General features: G+C 42.6%; 12 protein-coding genes. 3 read left to right on the plus strand and 9 right to left on the minus strand.

Going from position 1 to position 17,703, the window contains the following annotated elements; translation table 11 throughout:
- Positions 1-5: 5 nt before the first annotated feature.
- From ACFVSW_RS06165 to ACFVSW_RS06185, 5 genes are all read right to left on the minus strand, one after another.
- Complete coding sequence (locus tag ACFVSW_RS06165; protein ID WP_387314100.1) at positions 6-1,202, minus strand: substrate-binding domain-containing protein; 1,197 nt, start codon at positions 1,200-1,202, stop codon at positions 6-8.
- A 146-nt stretch (positions 1,203-1,348) separates the two neighbouring features.
- Positions 1,349-4,582: a winged helix-turn-helix domain-containing protein gene (locus ACFVSW_RS06170; protein WP_387313554.1), complete on the minus strand. Its 3,234-nt coding sequence runs from the start codon at positions 4,580-4,582 to the stop codon at positions 1,349-1,351.
- 92 nt (positions 4,583-4,674) lie between these two features.
- Positions 4,675-5,586 (minus strand): homoserine kinase, encoded by a 912-nt coding sequence (gene thrB / locus ACFVSW_RS06175; RefSeq protein WP_387313556.1) that lies wholly within the window; start codon positions 5,584-5,586, stop codon positions 4,675-4,677.
- Positions 5,573-6,643: a threonine synthase gene (thrC, locus tag ACFVSW_RS06180; protein ID WP_387313558.1), complete on the minus strand. Its 1,071-nt coding sequence runs from the start codon at positions 6,641-6,643 to the stop codon at positions 5,573-5,575. Before thrC ends, thrB begins: the two co-directional genes overlap by 14 nt.
- Positions 6,640-7,935, minus strand: coding sequence for a homoserine dehydrogenase (locus tag ACFVSW_RS06185; RefSeq protein ID WP_387313561.1), 1,296 nt, complete (start codon positions 7,933-7,935; stop codon positions 6,640-6,642). The genes thrC and ACFVSW_RS06185 overlap by 4 nt, the downstream gene beginning before the upstream one ends.
- A 644-nt stretch (positions 7,936-8,579) precedes the next feature.
- Here ACFVSW_RS06185 and ACFVSW_RS06190 point away from each other — a divergent pair.
- Both ACFVSW_RS06190 and serA read left to right on the plus strand, forming a co-directional pair.
- Positions 8,580-9,737 carry a pyridoxal-phosphate-dependent aminotransferase family protein gene (locus ACFVSW_RS06190; RefSeq protein WP_387314103.1) on the plus strand — a complete coding sequence of 386 codons (1,158 nt, stop codon included), beginning with the start codon at positions 8,580-8,582 and terminating at the stop codon, positions 9,735-9,737.
- Positions 9,730-11,373: a phosphoglycerate dehydrogenase gene (gene serA, locus ACFVSW_RS06195; protein ID WP_387313564.1), complete on the plus strand. Its 1,644-nt coding sequence runs from the start codon at positions 9,730-9,732 to the stop codon at positions 11,371-11,373. The genes ACFVSW_RS06190 and serA overlap by 8 nt, the downstream gene beginning before the upstream one ends.
- 339 nt (positions 11,374-11,712) lie before the next feature.
- Here the strand turns inward: serA and ACFVSW_RS06200 are convergent, their stop codons facing one another.
- From ACFVSW_RS06200 to ACFVSW_RS06210, 3 genes are all read right to left on the minus strand, one after another.
- Positions 11,713-12,837, minus strand: a complete 1,125-nt coding sequence (locus tag ACFVSW_RS06200; protein WP_387313566.1) for an HAD family hydrolase — start codon at positions 12,835-12,837, stop codon at positions 11,713-11,715.
- A 210-nt stretch (positions 12,838-13,047) separates the two neighbouring features.
- Entirely contained in the window at positions 13,048-14,469 is a 1,422-nt protein-coding gene (locus ACFVSW_RS06205) for an NAD-dependent succinate-semialdehyde dehydrogenase (protein WP_387314105.1), read from the minus strand.
- A gap of 215 nt (positions 14,470-14,684) precedes the next feature.
- Positions 14,685-15,287, minus strand: coding sequence for a cell wall hydrolase (locus tag ACFVSW_RS06210; RefSeq protein WP_387313568.1), 603 nt, complete (start codon positions 15,285-15,287; stop codon positions 14,685-14,687).
- 352 nt (positions 15,288-15,639) lie between these two features.
- Between ACFVSW_RS06210 and ACFVSW_RS06215 the strand changes: the two genes are divergently transcribed.
- Positions 15,640-16,086, plus strand: a complete 447-nt coding sequence (locus ACFVSW_RS06215; protein WP_387313570.1) for a Dps family protein — start codon at positions 15,640-15,642, stop codon at positions 16,084-16,086.
- 110 nt (positions 16,087-16,196) lie between these two features.
- Here ACFVSW_RS06215 and ACFVSW_RS06220 read toward each other — a convergent pair whose 3' ends face one another.
- The gene (locus ACFVSW_RS06220) at positions 16,197-17,495 is read right to left on the minus strand and encodes an MFS transporter (protein ID WP_387313573.1); all 1,299 of its coding nucleotides are present in this window, start codon (positions 17,493-17,495) and stop codon (positions 16,197-16,199) included.
- Positions 17,496-17,703: the final 208 nt, after the last annotated feature.

The raw sequence follows: 17,703 nt of genomic DNA on the forward strand, positions 1-17,703 counted from the left end.
TTTTCTTACTTGTTGCGGATCGGCGGCGCCGTTTCTTCCGGAGTCAGTTCCCTGATCAATACTGGCACTGGGTATGCCACACCGTCTTTCTTTTCCAGCTTAATTGCATACAATGCTTGCAGGGCTTGATGATCTTCCGGACGGTAGGTCATTTTTCCTTTCGGCGTCTCAAAGCTCATGCCTTCCATTGTTTTGATCAGTTTATCCGCATCTGCATCACCATTCGATTTCTTCAATGCTTCCACAATGGAAATGGCTGCACTCATCCCGCCAGGGGTAAACAGGTCGGGAACGTCGCCGTTAAAGCGCTTCTTATGCTCGGCTACTAGCCAGTCGTTAATTTTATTTTTCGGCAGGTCATGATAATAAACGGTGAAGCCTTCCATCCCAATCAACGGCTCCATTGTCGATAATGCCGCAATATCCGGCGCTCCGGTTGAAATCTTGATTCCTTTTTCCTGCACCTTCATGTCGGCAATCTGCTTCCATGGGGAGTTTGCGCCAGCCCAAACAACGAATAAATAATCAGGTTTGGCATCGACGATTTTTTGAATATTTGAAGTGAAATCCGTTGCTGCAGGATCCGCGTATTCTTCTTTTACAATTTCAGCTCCAAGCTTTTTAGCTGCTTCTTTAAAAGCTGCAACCCCATCACGTCCAAAGGAATAATCTGGTGCAAGGGTGGCAATTTTTACACCCTTTTTCGCAATTGCTGCTGCGCCGGCAACCGCATCCTGTGATGAGTTACGTGCTGAATGGAACATATACTTATTAAACTCTGAACCTGTAATACTATCCGCGGCCGCTGGTTCGACAACCATAATCCTCTTATATTCCTCTGCTAGAGGGAGGACAGCCAAAGTGTCAGCCGAGCTGGACGATCCGACTAGAAAATCAACCTTATCTTCTTCTAATAACTTCGTCGCTTTTTGCACGGCTACTTCCGGCTTCGTTTCAGTATCTTCGACAATAAATTCAATCTTTCTGCCGGCAACCTCCATCTTTCCATCCGTTGCATAATCAAGCCCAAGCTCAAAACCTCTTAATGTTTGCTTTCCATAGGATTCGAGTGCGCCAGTTTTAGAAGCAAGGACACCGATTTTAATTGGTTCCTTATTTTCCGTTTTCTTTCCGCCATCGTCCTTTGGCTCTGTTGATGATTTGTCAGAGCTGCAAGCACTGGCAAAAATCATCATAAACATAAGTAATCCTAATAATGCCCATTTCCCGCGATACCGCTTCACACATTTTCCCCCTTAAAATATTTACTTTAAAACTTGCAAAGCTTTGAGTTTATGATAGGAAATTGAAGTTACAAGGGAGTTACAAAATAAAAAACAGCCCTATTTTATGGCTGCTCAATTGGATTTATCATGTTTTCCGATTCAATGATCATATGGTACATATGTTTTGTCGGTTCTAATGGGGTTACGCCCAGTTCTTCCTCTAATACTTCTGTACATTTTTGGTACCATTTCATCGCCTGCGGGCGGTTGTTTTTTCGATAGTAACAATACATTAATAAGCGATAGGCTTCTTCCCATGTGCGGTCGCGTTCGAGAATTTTTTCACACCAATAAATAGCCGCTTCGCAGTTTTCGCGGCGAACCATTAATTGCGCCATTTTTTCGGCTCCGCGTAAAAAATAAACGAGCAGGCTCTCTCTTTTGCTTATACACCAATCATCATAACGGCGGTCAGGCAAATATTCGCCTTGATATAGGGTCAAGCCTCTCTCAAGGAAATATATAACCTTTTCGTCAGCGCTTTCATTTAAGCCGTCTTGGATCAGCGCCTGAAAATGTGTTGTATCCACTTCAATCACGGCATGTGGATTTAACCCATAGAACATTCCGTCTCGATTAATGAAAAACGGGGCTGCTCTTGCTTTCCGCGTTGGTTCTAATACTTGCAGAAGACTATTTAAGGCCACCTTGAAATCACGGTCAGCACTTTTTTTATCTTGATAGGGCCATAGAATTTGCATGATTTCATCTTTGGCGACTGGCTCATTCAAGGTTATGAATAACTGAAACAATTCCTTCGCCTTTTCTCTTTGCCACTCCTTTTCCCCAACTTCTTTCTCACCAAGCCAGAGCCGGAAATGGCCAAGGGTTTGAACGCGAATCGAATACCCGGGATGGGAGTCAAATGTGCTAACCCCGAGATTCTGTAAGGTTTTTGTGACAAATGACGTTTGGATTTCCGCTTTCATACACTCAAGTAATAATGGCACAAACAGTTGTAAATCCTTTGGGCCGAAGACGGATCTTTTATGAAAAAAGAATTCGTATTCATGCATTTGCACGAGAGTTAAAAATTCAGCGGTTGCTTGCTTAAATAAGTCTTGCCTTTGCTGAAGATAAAAAAGATTCGACAACCAAAACTTGCTGAGCATTTGTCCATAGGAGTCATCGCACTGCTGGAATAGGGAATCTGTTTTTTCCAAGTATACAAACGCCTTCGGCAGCCGTTCATTATAAATGCATGTAATCCCCATGCAAAGAGTGATTAAGGCTGACAGCCAAACGTCATGAACCTTTTCTGTCTCTTGGAGCGCCTTCTCTCCTGCCTCCAATGCCCGTTCCAGTTCTCCTTTTGTTCCGTATAAAATACAAAGTCCCATTAACGGCTCGGCCTTCCCTCTGTCAACACCCAGCTGGTCCATGATTTCTAACGCTGTTTGATAGCAGTTTTCGGCTAAATGGGTATCATATTTATTTAAAATCTGGACAGCATGACCCATACGGATCCAGCCGCACGCCTCGACGAACGGAGCTTTAGAGCTTATTCCTTGTTGGATGGCATCCTGGGCAAGCTCTTTCGCTTTTACTCCCTCGCCAGTAAAGGCTTCTATTAAGGAAAGTAATAAATCGGTTTCTCGATGGGCCTGCGGCAGTGAGGTAGCGATAGTTCCATTCAACGCTTCTTTGAAAAGGACTTTCCTTGCTTCCTTAAATCGGCCGGTTCTTAAATACAATCTTGCTTCTAAATTTCCATCAAAATGAACGGCCTTTGTTTTTTGAATCCATTTTCCAGCCTCTGATGCTTTTCCTAAGTTTAGCAGATTCTCAGATAGCAATTGATAGAGTCTACCTCTTTCTTCATCCGAACCCCTGCATTTTTCCCTGTAGGCAATCGCCTCATATAAAAGCCGTTCGGCATGGTGCGGCTGAATCGTATCTAAATAAATCTTCGCCTTCCCTTCCAGTGCCATACTCATTCCAAGGGCATCTTGCTTTTTTTCTGCACCAATAAAGGCCTTTTGATAATAATCCTCTGCCTCTTGGTATTGGGAACGGTAACGATGAATTTCCGCTTTTAAATACCATAGAAGATAGTACGATTCCATCTCAGATTCTGGGAGAATCGTTATTTGATCATTTAGGCTCTCTAGTTTTCCACTTTCAAGCATCCTTAAGCCATTCTCTTGTAAGATGGAGGCAATCGCCTGATAGTGATTGATTTTTTTATAATGATGAAGTGCTTCTTCCCACAATTGCCTTTTTTCATAAAAACGGGCACATTTTTCGTGGAGGACGGCATAATGATTCGGGTTATTTTTTTGAAAAATATTTTCAAGAAAGTCTTTAAATAGGGCGTGATAACGATAATGATTCATCCCAACCTTCTGGATGAATAAATTCCGGTCTTTCAATTGCTCAAGCATTCCGGAGGCTCCATAGAGGCCAATGACTTCATCGCAAATTTCTTCCTCTATTTCTTCAAATATCGATGTTTGCTCAAGGAACTGCTGGATCATTGGCGGTTGTTTCGAAAAAACCTCCATCACTAAATACTGAAAAAAATCCTGAAGGGAGTGTGAGGAGTGTTCAAAAAGCTCCGTAATGTCCCTTTTAAGCGGGATTTGCTGGGCAATCATGCATAAGGCGATAACCCAGCCTTCTGTCATCTCATAAATCGTTTGTAAATGCTGGGGCTCGACTTCTAATCGATAAAGATCGGTTAACAGCAGCTCCATTTCTTCTATTGTAAGAACTAGGTCGTCTTTTGAAATCTCTAATAACTGACCGCAGACCCTCATTTTCGTCAGATACTTCCATCCCGGGCGGCTGCGGCTCGAAAGGACGATATGTAAATTGGCGGGGATGTGTTCAAGCAATTTTTCCATCCAGCTATTGATGGTATAAGAATGTTCAATTTGATGAAAGTCATCCAGGATCAAGGTAATCTCGGAATCGATCGCAAGGATTTCATTGATAAAAAGGGAACATAATACACTCAATTCCTCTTCGCGGATATAACGGTCCATCGTGTCAATATAAGTAGATAATTCCTCGCCGAAATCAGGTAGAACAGGTCGGATGGAATGGATGATATAGGAGAGAAAAGGAAGGATGTCATCATCCATCGACGAAATGGAGTACCAGCTGCCCGGGATTTTTTCGTCTCTCATAAATAAAGCAAGTGCCGTACTTTTTCCATAACCTGCTCCGGAATGAATGATCGTCAGCGGATAGTCAGGGATCTTCTTTAGTTTCCGGGTAAGCTGTGCCCGTCTGATAAAATCTTCCTTCACGGCTGGAATCCGCAGCTTTGTTTGAATAATCGGCAGCTTCAATTCTTAATCCCCCCTCTCCATTTTTGAAATATTTACACTATTTTACCATATATCAATAGGAAAAGGGCAGCATTTCGCTGCCCTGTTCTCAATTAGTAAACTTCAACTACTTTTACCCTGCTACCAATATTGTCTATTTGGAGAGGTTTCACAGTCATTTCAGGAAAAATGACTTGTAAATCCAGTGATAGCTGCCTTCCATTTCCTTTTTCGGTAAAGCAAATAACGGTCGGTCCAGCACCACTCAAGGCCGCTCCGAATGCCCCGCTTAATTTTGCGGCACGTTCAATTTCCTGATAACCGTGGACCAGTGGTTTTCGATATGGCTGATGGAAAAGGTCTTGTCCCATCATTTTACCTGCTAATTCCCAGTTTTCACTTAAGAGGGCTGCAACTAAAAGATTCGCCGTCGAAGAGGCTTGGACTGCTTCATTCCGGGAAAATGCTAATGGGAGCACCTCCCGGGAATCCTTTGTCAATAGGGTTTCCGGCGGGATGACCACTGCCATTTCAAAGGGAAGGTTCGTGAACGACAGCATATCCACTTCATCTTGACGATAACAGCCAATAACGAGACCCCCATATAGCGAAGCACCGACATTATCAGGATGGCCCTCCAGTTCTGTTGCCAGCATCAGCTTTTCTTTCTGCGTTAAGTTTAAGTGTCCCACTGCATCCGCAAGCTCAATTCCAGCAACAATAGCGGCTGCACTTGAACCGAGCCCGCGGGCTAACGGAATCTCGCTTTCCATTATCACCTTACAAGGTGATAAGACTAAGCCATATTTTTCGGCAATCTGTAACGCTATTTGACCGATAAAATGTGTCTCGTCCTTTGGAAGCTGCTGGAGTTCATCTGTGACAGACAAGAATTCCCAGCGGTGGCTCATCTCTACCTCTAGCGTCAAATACAAATCAAGTGCCACGCCCATGGAATCAAATCCTGGGCCAAGATTGGCTGAGCTCGCCGGGACTTTGATGATGAACCTGTTATTTTGAGGCATGTAAGACAACCCCTCGAATATGTTCTGTCACTGCCTTTTCATCATTAGGTAAATGGGTTGGCTTCACCAGACTGCTTTGGATGGCTGTATCTGGATCCTTCAAGCCATTGCCTGTAAGAACGGCGACAATTTTCGTTCCCTTATTGATTTTTCCATTTAGCAGGCTCTTATAAACACCTGCGATAGAAGCACAGGAAGCCGGCTCCGCAAACACACCTTCTGATGCTGCCAATTTTTTATAAGCAGCGACAATTTCTTCATCACTGACCTCATCAAACTGGCCATCTGATTCTTGGACAGCGGAAACAGCGAGGTTCCAGCTTGCCGGATTGCCAATACGAATCGCCGTTGCGATGGTTTCCGGATTTTCAAAGACTCGGTTATGAACGAGGGCCGCAGCACCTGCTGCTTGATAGCCAAACATTCGCGGCAGCCTTGTACCTTTTTTAACGGCAAATTCTTTGAATCCCTTCCAATAAGCACTGATATTTCCGGCATTTCCAACCGGTATCGCTAATATATCAGGAGCGTCACCAAGCTGGTCGCACACCTCAAAGGCCGCTGTTTTTTGCCCTTCCAACCGGAACGGATTTACTGAATTAACAAGGGTAATCGGTTCTACTTCACTAATAGTACGAACCATTTTCAACGCTTCATCGAAATTCCCTTCTATCGAAATAATTTCTGCCCCATACATCATCGCTTGGGCAAGCTTGCCAAGGGCGATTTTTCCTTCAGGAATGACGATGATACAGTTTAAACCTGCCCGTGCCGCATAGGCAGCAGCGGCAGCAGATGTGTTGCCAGTTGAGGCACAGATGATCGTTTTGCTGCCTTCTTCAACTGCTTTGGCAACAGCCATCACCATTCCCCGGTCTTTAAAGGACCCCGTTGGATTTGCCCCTTCCATTTTCACATAAAGCTCGATATCCCATTCTTGAGAAAGTCGTTCGAGCTTTATTAATGGGGTATTGCCTTCATTCAGTGTAAGCTTTGGAGTTTGATGGTTGACTGGTAAATACTCTTTATATGCTTCTAATAACCCCGGCCATCTCATAATGATTTCCTCACAACCCGATAGGCGCTTTTTATTTCCTTCACTGCCTTTAAATCATATAACTGCAGTAAAATTTTATCGTAATTGGTTAGCGATGCTTTGTGGGTAACTAAAACGATTTCCGATGTTTCATTTTTCTTAATTGGCAGCTGAAGTATTTTTTCAAAGCTTACGCCGTATTTGGCAAAAATGGCGGTAATATCTGCAAATACGCCAACCTCGTCCTGTACGTGAATACGCAAGAAATATTTTGAGAACTGTTCTTCATTATCCTTTAACAGCTTAGGGTATTGCGGTGTGACAGCACTGCGGCCATTTACACCTAATCTAAGATTTTTCATAACGCCAACCAAGTCGGAAACAACCGCTGTTGCTGTTGGCAGACTGCCGGCCCCAGGACCATAAAACATCGTTTCCCCGACTGCCTCACCATAGACGTAAACCGCATTGTATTCGTTTTGCACGGAGGCAAGCGGATGATTATTTGACAAAAAGGTAGGTGCGACACTTACCTCCACTTTTTCACCTTCACGATGAGCATAGCCGATGAGTTTCATGGTATAGCCTAATTGTTTTCCATACCGTAAGTCTTCTTCGGTAACGCTGGAAATTCCGCTTACCTTCACATCATCTAAATCAATGTGCATAGAAAAACCTAATGTCGCCAGTATCGTCATTTTGCGGGCGGCATCTAAACCCTCGACATCTGAAGTGGGATCGGCTTCAGCAAACCCGAGGTCTTGGGCTTCTTTCAGGACTTCATCATAGGAACGGCCTTCATCACTCATTTTTGTTAAAATATAATTCGTTGTCCCATTTACAATCCCCATCATTTGGGTAATACGATCGGATGCAAGCCCATCAACAAGGCCCCGTAAGATGGGAATACCTCCGGCCACACTTGCTTCATAGAATAGGTCACAGCCATGCTCGGAAGCAACCGTTAACAGCTCTGAACCGTGCAGGGCCATCAAATCCTTATTTGCGGTAACGACATGCTTTCCTTGGCGGAGAGCAGTGATTAAATAGTCTTTTGTTTCTTGAACCCCGCCCATTACCTCGATAACCACATCTATTTCATGGTCAAGCAGAATTTCGTCCGCCTTTGATGTTAATAGACCGGTTTCGACTTCAGCCGGTCTCTCCTTATGTAAATCTTGAACAAGGATTTTTTTGATGATAACCGGACACCCCACTTGGTGGATTAATTTATCTTGGTGATTTTTGACAATTTTTACAACTCCAGAACCAACTGTGCCTAAGCCTAATAACCCAATTGAGATGGCTTTCACTCGTTTCCCCTCCTGCATTTGTCCATCTGGGACGCACAAATGTTTTTCTATTGTAGACATTATATGATTCTCTGAATATTTTTACAATAGATTTGTTATCCTCAAATACTTTGTAATCGCTTACTATTGCGTCATACATGGATTATTATTTTAGGGTAAAATTTTTTCTCCTTTATCCCTTTACAATACTGAAGGTATCGTTGTAGAATAGTCCCTATATTTAGTTAATTTTTGAAATTTCAATCAACTTAGGTTATGATAATGATGATAAGTGATGATGAAGACGGCATTAAGAAAATGCTTCAGAGAGCCGGTGGCTGCTGTGAACCGGTGCAAATTCTTAAAACATGCTAACCAGAATTTACGCGAGGATTTTCTGATTAGCATACGGCCCAGCCCTTCTGAACTGGCAGCTGAAAGCTTTAAGTAGGTATGCCCGGCTAAAACCGTTATTTTCTTAAGGCTGCATCTATTTTTCAAGCAGCAAAAGAGGGTGGCACCACGCGTTGATTCACGTCCCTCATAACAGGATTATTCTGCCTGTTATGAGGGACGTTTTTTATTAGAAAAGCGGAAGCGCCTTGCTTAGGCGCTGGAGCTAGACAATTATCAAATTATAAAGAAAGAAGGAAAGGATGATTTTGATGTTACTTGATCAGCAATACTTGTTCGCCCCTGGTCCGACGCCGATTCCTGACCGTGTGAAAGCGGCAATGAATCAGCCAATGATTGCCCACCGCAGCCAAGAATTCCCTACATTACTTGAAGATGTGGCTACCCGTCTTATGCCTGTGTTTGGTTCGGAGAATCCTGTTACTGTCCTCGCTGGAAGCGGCACTTCCGCATTAGAAGCAGCGGCTGCTAATGTGATAGAAGAAAATGATGTGGTCGTGGTGGTGGTTGCCGGGGCTTTCGGTGACCGGTTTGCTTCCATTTGTGAGACCTTTGGCGCTAATGTTCACCGGCTAAATATTGAATGGGGGGCAGCGTGTAAGCCCGAGCAGCTGGAGGAGTGCTTGCAGTCGATTCCAAAAGAGATAAAAGCAGTGTTTGTAACTTATTGCGAGACGTCTACAGGGGTCCTTAATCCGATAAAAGATTTAGGCGAAGTTGTAAAGCGATTCACCAATGCCCTTTATATTGTTGATGGTGTAAGCTGTATCGGCGCAGTCCCAGTAGATATGAAAGAATGGAATATCGATATTCTCGTTTCCGGTTCACAAAAAGCGCTCATGCTTCCTCCGGGATTAGCGTTTGTTGCGATGAATGATACAGCCAGAGAAGTAATTCGCAACTGTAAGGCGAAACGGTTTTATCTCGACCTAAATCGCTATCTGGCATCCTATGAAACTGACAAATCTACCCCATTTACACCTGCCGTGTCACTCATTTACGGTGCTCAAGAGGTTTGCCGCATGTTTGAAGAAGAAGGCTTTGAAAATGTGATTAAACGGCATTTGCTTTTAAAAGAGATGGTTCGGGAAGGCTTAAAAGCGATTGAGCTACCGCTATTAACAGCTGATAAAGATGCCTCACCAACAGTTACAGCAGTAAGAACGATTGATGGACCATCAAAACAAATCAAAAAAATGCTTAAAGATAAATTTGCGATTACGGTTGGCGGCGGCCAGAAAAAATTGAAGGGTGAAATTTTCCGAATCGGCCATATGGGGTATTGTACGCCGTTCGATGTCATAAAAGTATTAGGAAGCATTGAAATGACCTTGAAATTTTTAGAAGGAAAAGACGTGTTAGGTATTGCGGTGAAAAGAGCTGAGGAGGTTTGGATGGAACATGTATAAAGTACTGGTAACCGACGGAATTAGCCATACAGGTTTGGTCAGTTTAATTGAACATCCGCATTTTGTTGTGGAACGGCAGCCGACTCTTCCTGTTGCAGAGTTGAAAAAGATTATTGGCGATTACGATGCCCTGATAGTAAGAAGTCAAACAAAGGTAACCGCCGAACTGCTGGAAGCTGCCGGCCGGCTCCGTGTCATTGCCCGTGCAGGCGTGGGTGTCGATAATATCGATGTTACTGCGGCAACCCGCAAAGGGATCATCGTTATTAATGCACCGGGCGCTAATACGATTGCCGCTACCGAGCATACTTTGGCGATGATGCTGTCTTTAGCGCGAAAAATCCCCCAAGCCCATCAAAAAACGGCAGCTGGTGAATGGGACCGCAACTCCTTTAAAGGGGTGGAGCTGTATAAGAAAACGCTTGGTGTGATTGGGATGGGTAAGATTGGGACGGAGGTTGCCAAACGTGCCAAGAGCTTCGGCATGAACATATTAGGGTTTGACCCATACTTAACTGAGGAGCGGGCGAAAAAATTAGGATTCACAAAAGCAAGCCTTGATTTAATCGCTTCGGAATCTGATTTTATTACAATTCATACTCCGCTGACCAATGATACACGCGGGCTTGTGAATGATGATTATTTGCGTAAAACCAAAAAAGGCGTCCGCTTTGTCAATTGTGCCCGCGGCGGGGTGATTGACGAGAAAGCATTGGTTAGAGCAATTAAGGCTGGGCATGTAGCAGGAGCCGCACTCGATGTGTTTGAAAAAGAACCGGTTGCGGATGTAGAATTGCTGCAAAACCCAAATATCATTGTGACGCCGCATCTTGGAGCTTCTACTGTCGAGGCACAGGAGAAAGTCGCCCAAGAGGTAAGTGCGGAAATTATTGATATTTTTGAAACACAGTCGATTCAGAATGCAGTCAATATGCCGCAAATGTCTGGTGAAACCCAGGCAAAGCTCCAGCCCTATTTACTGCTTGGCGATCAAATGGGGCAGCTCGTGATTCAGTTGTTAAATAAGCAGGCTCCTACTAAAATTGAAATCAATTATTATGGCGATTTAATTGATGAGGATACAGAATTGCTAACACGGACGCTGTTGAAAGGCGTACTATCCTACCATTTAAGTGATTCTGTCAATCTGATTAATGCGCTTCATCTGTTGAAGGAGCAGGGTGTTTCATACAATGTCGTGAAAAATGCTACTAATAAAGGCTTTGCAAATTATATGGAGCTTTGTGTCTCTAATGGTCTGGAAACAGCCCGGATTGGCGCCACCGTCTTAAATGGCTATGGCGCGCGGATATTAAAAATCAACCAATACCGGATTGATGTGAAGCCGGAAAAATACCTGTTATATATTAAGCACCGCGATGTTCCGGGAATGATTGGCAAGGTCGGATCGTTGTTAGGCGATTATGGGATAAATATTGGTACGATGCAGGTTGGGCGGACCGAGGTTGGCGGAGAGGCCATCATGGTATTAACTCTCGATAAAACCATGGGCGCGACTGTCATTCGTGAACTAACATTAATTGATGGGCTGGACGAAGCACAATTATTGGAGTTAACCAATGTGGACACGTTTGAACCGGGACGTGTGGAGCCGGAGAAAGTAGAAAGCGTTTAGTTGTTGTTCTAGTGAAAAAGGGATTGCGATGTTGGCAATCCCTTTTTTTCTTATTTTATAGGCTCTGTCATAACTGAATGTTGATTTCGCAGTGTTTGAAAAATAAACGGAAAAATTCCGTTTAAATTGGGAAATACCCATATTTCCTTAATAATAAAGGGAGTTTTTCCGGTTATAGTATCCAAATCGTTGGATTTCGCCTAATTTAGAGCGGTTAATCGGAATATCTCCGCTTATATCGGCTTATTAAGCTTCCTCTATAGACATTAGCCGGAAATTCTCCGCTTATGAATGCTCGTACCTACACGAAAATCAACAATGAATAATAACAGAGCCATTTTATAAAATCCCTTTCAAATCAAGTACAGAGTCAAGAATATAATCCGCCTCATGCTGTTCAAATTCACTTCGCGCATCTTTTCCAGAGAGCCCTGTTAATACGGCTGCAAACTGACAGCCCATTTGTCTCGCGGCTAGTAGGTCGGCCAAAGAGTCTCCGACAACAAGAACCTCTTCGCCGTTTTCAATTGGCAGCACCGTATCTAAGTATTCTTGTACAAATGCCCCTTTCCCTTTAAGACCCATTATGTAGGTGTACGGATGCGGTTTCGATAAGGATTTCCATTCAGGAATCTCCTTTTCTGCTTCCAACACATCATCAGCAGTCACGATCCGATTGTCAGCAAAATGCTTCAACCAATCTAAATGATGAAAAGGCTGGATTGTTTCTAGTGCGGGACGACCTGTTCCGATTCCAATCGTGAATCCAGTGCTGGTTAGAAATTGAAAAAGCTCATCAATCTCCTCCCTCGGAGCTAGCGTTGTTTCGTTTGCTAGAAAACCTTTTTTACCTGTTTGCACAGATGGTCTCCCGGTAGAAGCAAGGACATTTTCATCACCAACATACCATTCCTGTGAAACATGCTCACAAATGGACCATAGCTCCCCCTTTAAGAAGATAGATGTTTCCACACCAAGCTTTTCTCGTGCCAACTCATTCAAATACCCAAGCAATTCCTGCTTCATCGCCTGCGAGCGCTCAAAATCCGCCACAAACAAACTAAAATCCATCTTTACCGGATAATTACTCAACACCCTGCCCATCTCTAATAACGTTTCACGGTTAATTGGTGCCTTACACCATTTGTTAATTTTTTCAAATTCCATTTCCTTAATTTGCGATAGAAGGTGGATTAGTTGGTGACTGAATGATAGGTAGATCATGTCCCAGTTGGCGTTTAAGCCGCGGGATTTTAATAATTTGAGAACTTTATCTCCCTCAAATATCTGCTCTCGTATTGCCTTAATTTCGGCTCCATTGTAGTCCGTCTTAAATTTTTCAGGTACTAACGCTAAGTAATTGCTGCTAATCAACATTTCCCAAACCGTTAAGGCAGATGCATCAAAATAATGCTCTTCGCTTAAAAGTACCCCATCTACGTCAAACAAAATAGTCTTAATCAAATTCTCCATCCTCTTTTCAATCTTCGCTTTTATACGTTATCGTAACACAGCGGAACCCATTTTTTAAGTATATTTATTTGAAAAGCAACGGATCGAAATACCATTTTACAGATTATTCTTTCCTCACCGCTACGAAGAACTCTTCGTTTTTCTAACAAGTAAGTCCTTCATCACGTTGATGAAGGACTTATTTCACGTAAGCTTTAAAAATTATAGATCCAATCCAATGGATATATATTTCACTTCTAAAAACTCTTCGATTCCGTAATGTCCGCCTTCACGGCCGAGCCCGCTCTCTTTATAGCCGCCGAATGGAGCTTGAACGACTGAAGGAAGGGCATCATTCAGGCCAATGATTCCATACTCCAGCTGCTCTGTGATTCTAAAAGAACGGCTTAAATTTTCCGTAAACACGTAGGCAGCCAGTCCATAGCAAGAATCGTTCGCCCGTTCAATGACTTCCTCTTCGGTTTTAAAGGTTCCGATTGGGGCGAGCGGGCCAAAGATTTCATCCTTCATACATTCCATCTCATCGTGAATATCGGTTAAAATCGTTGGCGCATAGAAATAGCCGTTTTCGTCAGCGGGTTTAAGCCCGCTGTAAGTGACTTTTCCACCCTTTTTCACGGCATCTTTGACAAGTCCGTCTACTTTTTTATAGGCAGCCTTATCAATTAATGGCCCGATATCCGTATCCTCTTCCAGCCCATTACCTACCTTAAGCTTTTCTAATTCTGCTTGGAACAGTTCAATAAATGGTTCGGCTACCCCTTCTTGGACGTAAACCCGATTTGTACAAATACAGGTTTGACCTGCGTTGCGGAATTTTGATTGAACGAGCCCAGCAGCTGCTTTCGCTAAATTGGCATCATCCATCACGATAAACGGGGCATTCCCGCCCAGCTCAAGTGATACCTTTTTTACATTTTCGGCTGCGCCGCGCATCAATGTTTTTCCAACCTCTGTTGAACCTGTAAAGGTAATCTTCGTCACCCGTGGGTCCTTCAGCCATACCTCGCCAATTTCTGATGATCTTCCGGTAATCACGTTTAACACGCCTGCGGGAATTCCAGCCTCATGTGCAAGCTCAACCATTTTCAAGGCAGTAAGCGGTGTTTGGTTTGCCGGTTTCACAACTGCTGTACACCCGGCAGCAAGCGCAGGAGCAACCTTTCTTGTAATCATTGCCGCTGGGAAATTCCAGGGCGTAATTGCCGCAATAACCCCTACTGGTTCCTTCCGTACTAAAATTCTTTTATTCGAGTGAGAAGCCGGAATTGTTTCCCCATAAATCCGTTTGCCTTCTTCTGCATACCAGGAAATAAAGCCATTCGCATACTGGACCTCTCCTAGTGCCTCTTTTAACGGTTTCCCTTGCTCAATCGTCATGATCCGAGCTATTTCATGTTTGTTTTCTTCTATTAAGAGGTTCCACTTCATGAGAAGCTGATAGCGTTCACCGGCTGTTTTTTTCGACCAGGTTTTGAATGCCCTATGGGCGGCGTCAACTGCCTGTTCCGCCTCATAAGCACCACCAGTCGGCACAGCACCAACGACTTTCTTTGTCGCCGGATTGATGACTTCAGTAAATACTTCATAATCATTTCCAATCCACTCACCGTTTAGATACATCGGATAGATCTGGTAGTTCTTTTTAACAACGTCCATATGATTCCCTCCCAGTGTTTAAAGACGATGCACTCTTTATTATTTAATTGTATCTACCTTATTCTACCACTTTATTCAGAATTTTTAAAATTTATTAAACGCAAAAAAGCAATGAAATCCATGGTCAGGATTTCACTGCTTTTTGTGTAAATTTTTATTTTCTTGGCATGCTAATAGTATTATTTCGCGAAACGGTGGTTTCCGATCGTTACAGTTACTTCACGAGAAAAGATCCATTTACTTACTGCTGTTTTTGGATTATAGAAGAATAATGAGCCGTTTCCTTGGCCTTTAAATGCCAATGCTTCATTTACCGCTTGCTTTGACGCGGCATCAGCAGGCTGGTTAATCGCGCCATTTTGAACTGGTGTAAAAGCATAATGGCCGTTAGACTTTTCATAAATAACACCATTAATAGTATTTGGGAAATCCTTGCTATCTACACGGTTAAGAATAACTGTAGCAACCGCTACTTTCCCTGCATATGGTTCGCCTTTAGCCTCTGCATGGACAAGACGTGCCATCAACTCTTTTTCTGCTGCAGTAACAGTAGAATTTGGGATTACTAGATTTTGACCGATATTAAGTGCACTGCTAGTTGCATTGTTTGCTTTCATTAAATTAGTCACCGGTACACCGAATTTGGTAGCAATTTTCCAATAAGATTCACCTGATTGCACCTTATGAGTAGTCGTTGCTGCTTCAGTCATTCCATTTAACGTAAATGCTGACATTGATAGGATTAATCCCGTTGCGATTACTAGTTTTTTAAGTTTATTCATTTTATTACCTCCAATTTGTTTTTCGTTTCTCTACTACTAAGGCTATCAGTTGTAACACTCTTATTCATCGCCCAATAAATGGTAATCTCAAATCAACTAATCTAGCGCCCACCATGAAGGCATTTGTCTAGCAATTGGAAGTAACAACCATCGTTTTCTTTTTTCCTAAAAATTACACGCATGGATAGTTACGGTGCTATTATTACATTGTGTTTCATGCTCGTAACATAAAACCGTGCCAGCTACTTCGAAATTTTCACCAAATTGACAACAAATCCTTTGATTTAATAGAGGATTTCATCTCAATCTTTGGAATAATATAAGGGAGACAAATTGAAGGAGGGTTTTATTTATGGAAAATTCATTAGTCAGTGTACTTAACAAGCAAATTTCCAACTGGTCTCTTATGTATATGAAGTTACATAACTACCATTGGTATGTGAAAGGCGCCCAGTTTTTCACGCTGCACGTTAAATTTGAGGAATTTTATAACGAGGCTGCACTACATGTCGATGAATTAGCAGAACGCTTGCTGGCAATCGGCGGAAAACCTGTTGCAACCATGAAGGAATGCCTTGAAAGTTCATCACTTCAAGAAGCGTTAGGGGCTGAATCAGCAGATGAAATGGTTCAATCCGTCATCAATGATTTCTCCATTATCATTGGTGAATTAAAAGAAGGCATGAGCATTGCTGCTGAAATGAATGATGAAACAACGGGAGATATGCTGCTAGCAATTCATTCCGGTTTAGAAAAGCATGTATGGATGCTGACTGCATTTCTTGGGAAATCCATTTAAGTTTTAGTCGAACAATACTTGTTGAAAAATAAATAAAGGCCTGTCCCACGCTGCATCATTCGTTAATGCAGCCAGGACAGACCTTTACTATTCTTTCCACTTTCTATTTATTAAGCGCCGAGTTTAGTGGCTAAATTTACTGGTTCATCTTTTGACTTCCCAGAAATAGTAATCGCGATACCGGCTGCTATTACTAGAGCCACAATCATCATAATGAATGATGAATTGAATGAGCCGGTTGAATCAATCATGTAACCCATTAAGAATGGAGAAATGAAGCCTGCTAACGATCCTAAACAGTTAACTGTAGCTGAACCGGATGCCATAATTTTTGCAGGCAGACTGTCAACGACCAATGCCCAGAATCCCCCTTGGGCTAGGAACATAAAGAATGCTGCAAGACATTGGTAAATGATAACCATTGTTAAGGACGAAGCTTGAAACATTAAATATAACGCTAAACCTCCAGCTAATGCGTTCGGGATAAATACCCATTTTCGATTTCCTTTCATTCTATCGGATATATACCCTCCTAGAACGACTCCTACTGTTCCTACTAAATATGGTAATGCACTATAGATGCCTGTCTGCATTAAAGAGAGACCTTTTTCGTTGATCAGATAAGAGGGAAGCCATGAGGTAAAGCCCCAAAACGTAATATCAAAGAAGAACCAAATAAGTGCCATTTGCCATAAAATTGGCTTTTTTAACAGTTCTTTGAAAGATACATCAGATTTCTTTTTCCCAGAAGCCTTCTCCACCACTACATCTTCGTCTAACTCGGCAAGTTCCTCTTTGGTTATTTTAGGATGATCTTTTGGATTATCTTTAAACTTGAACCATATATATATACCGACTGCTAGTCCTGGAAGTCCCATTACGATAAAGACAACACGCCATCCATATAACCCGATGATTGCTGCTGCCACAACCGCTGCTAGTGCCGGTCCCAGCGTATTTACGGTTGATTGAATCCCCGTGGCCGTTCCACGCTGCTTACTTGGGAAGTAGGTAGCAATTGCCTTGTATGATCCACCCGGTAAACAGGCTTCACCTAGACCGAAGACAAAACGAACCAATAAGAACAGAGGATATGAGAAAATTAATCCTGTTAAAGATGTAAAAATAGACCACCAAACGATAGCAACACTTACTACCCGACGGAAACCAAATTTATCTGATAGCATCCCGCCGGGAATCTGGAACAATGCGTAGCCAGCAAAGAACATACTTAATAGTAATCCTTGAGCTGTCTTATTTAAGTTAAGGTCTTCCCCGATAAATGGCAGAGCAATCGTAATAACCATCCGATCTAGAAATGAAAATAACCAACATAACCATAGGACTAATAAAATTGAATAGCGAACTTTCCATTTTTTCTTTGGCTGTACTTGAGATAAGTCACTCACCAAAATTCCCCCTTAAATACCTTCGTAGATTTGTGACTAAAAATAAAGCGATTTCATATTCTCGGGAATAACTATAAATTCTAAACTCTCATCTATTTTGAAAAGGTTTTTTTACTATTCCCTAATTTCATGATATATAAATGGTTGGGCATTTTGTTATATTAGTCACGAAATGAACATATTTAGATATAAAATGCTTTCAAATACA

It is taken from the genome of Neobacillus sp. NPDC058068 (genome assembly GCF_042885335.1).
Taxonomy (GTDB): domain Bacteria; phylum Bacillota; class Bacilli; order Bacillales; family Cytobacillaceae; genus Neobacillus.

Bases quoted from the DNA above. Each gene is read 5' to 3' on its own strand.
- ACFVSW_RS06165 (WP_387314100.1), bottom strand. From the start codon at position 1,202: ATGTTTATGATGATTTTTGCCAGTGCTTGCAGCTCTGACAAATCATCA.
- thrB (WP_387313556.1), bottom strand. From the start codon at position 5,586: ATGCCTCAAAATAACAGGTTCATCATCAAAGTCCCGGCGAGCTCAGCC.
- thrC (WP_387313558.1), bottom strand. From the start codon at position 6,643: ATGAGATGGCCGGGGTTATTAGAAGCATATAAAGAGTATTTACCAGTC.
- ACFVSW_RS06190 (WP_387314103.1), top strand. From the start codon at position 8,580: ATGTTACTTGATCAGCAATACTTGTTCGCCCCTGGTCCGACGCCGATT.
- serA (WP_387313564.1), top strand. From the start codon at position 9,730: ATGTATAAAGTACTGGTAACCGACGGAATTAGCCATACAGGTTTGGTC.
- ACFVSW_RS06205 (WP_387314105.1), bottom strand. From the start codon at position 14,469: ATGTATCTAAACGGTGAGTGGATTGGAAATGATTATGAAGTATTTACT.
- ACFVSW_RS06210 (WP_387313568.1), bottom strand. From the start codon at position 15,287: ATGAATAAACTTAAAAAACTAGTAATCGCAACGGGATTAATCCTATCA.
- ACFVSW_RS06215 (WP_387313570.1), top strand. From the start codon at position 15,640: ATGGAAAATTCATTAGTCAGTGTACTTAACAAGCAAATTTCCAACTGG.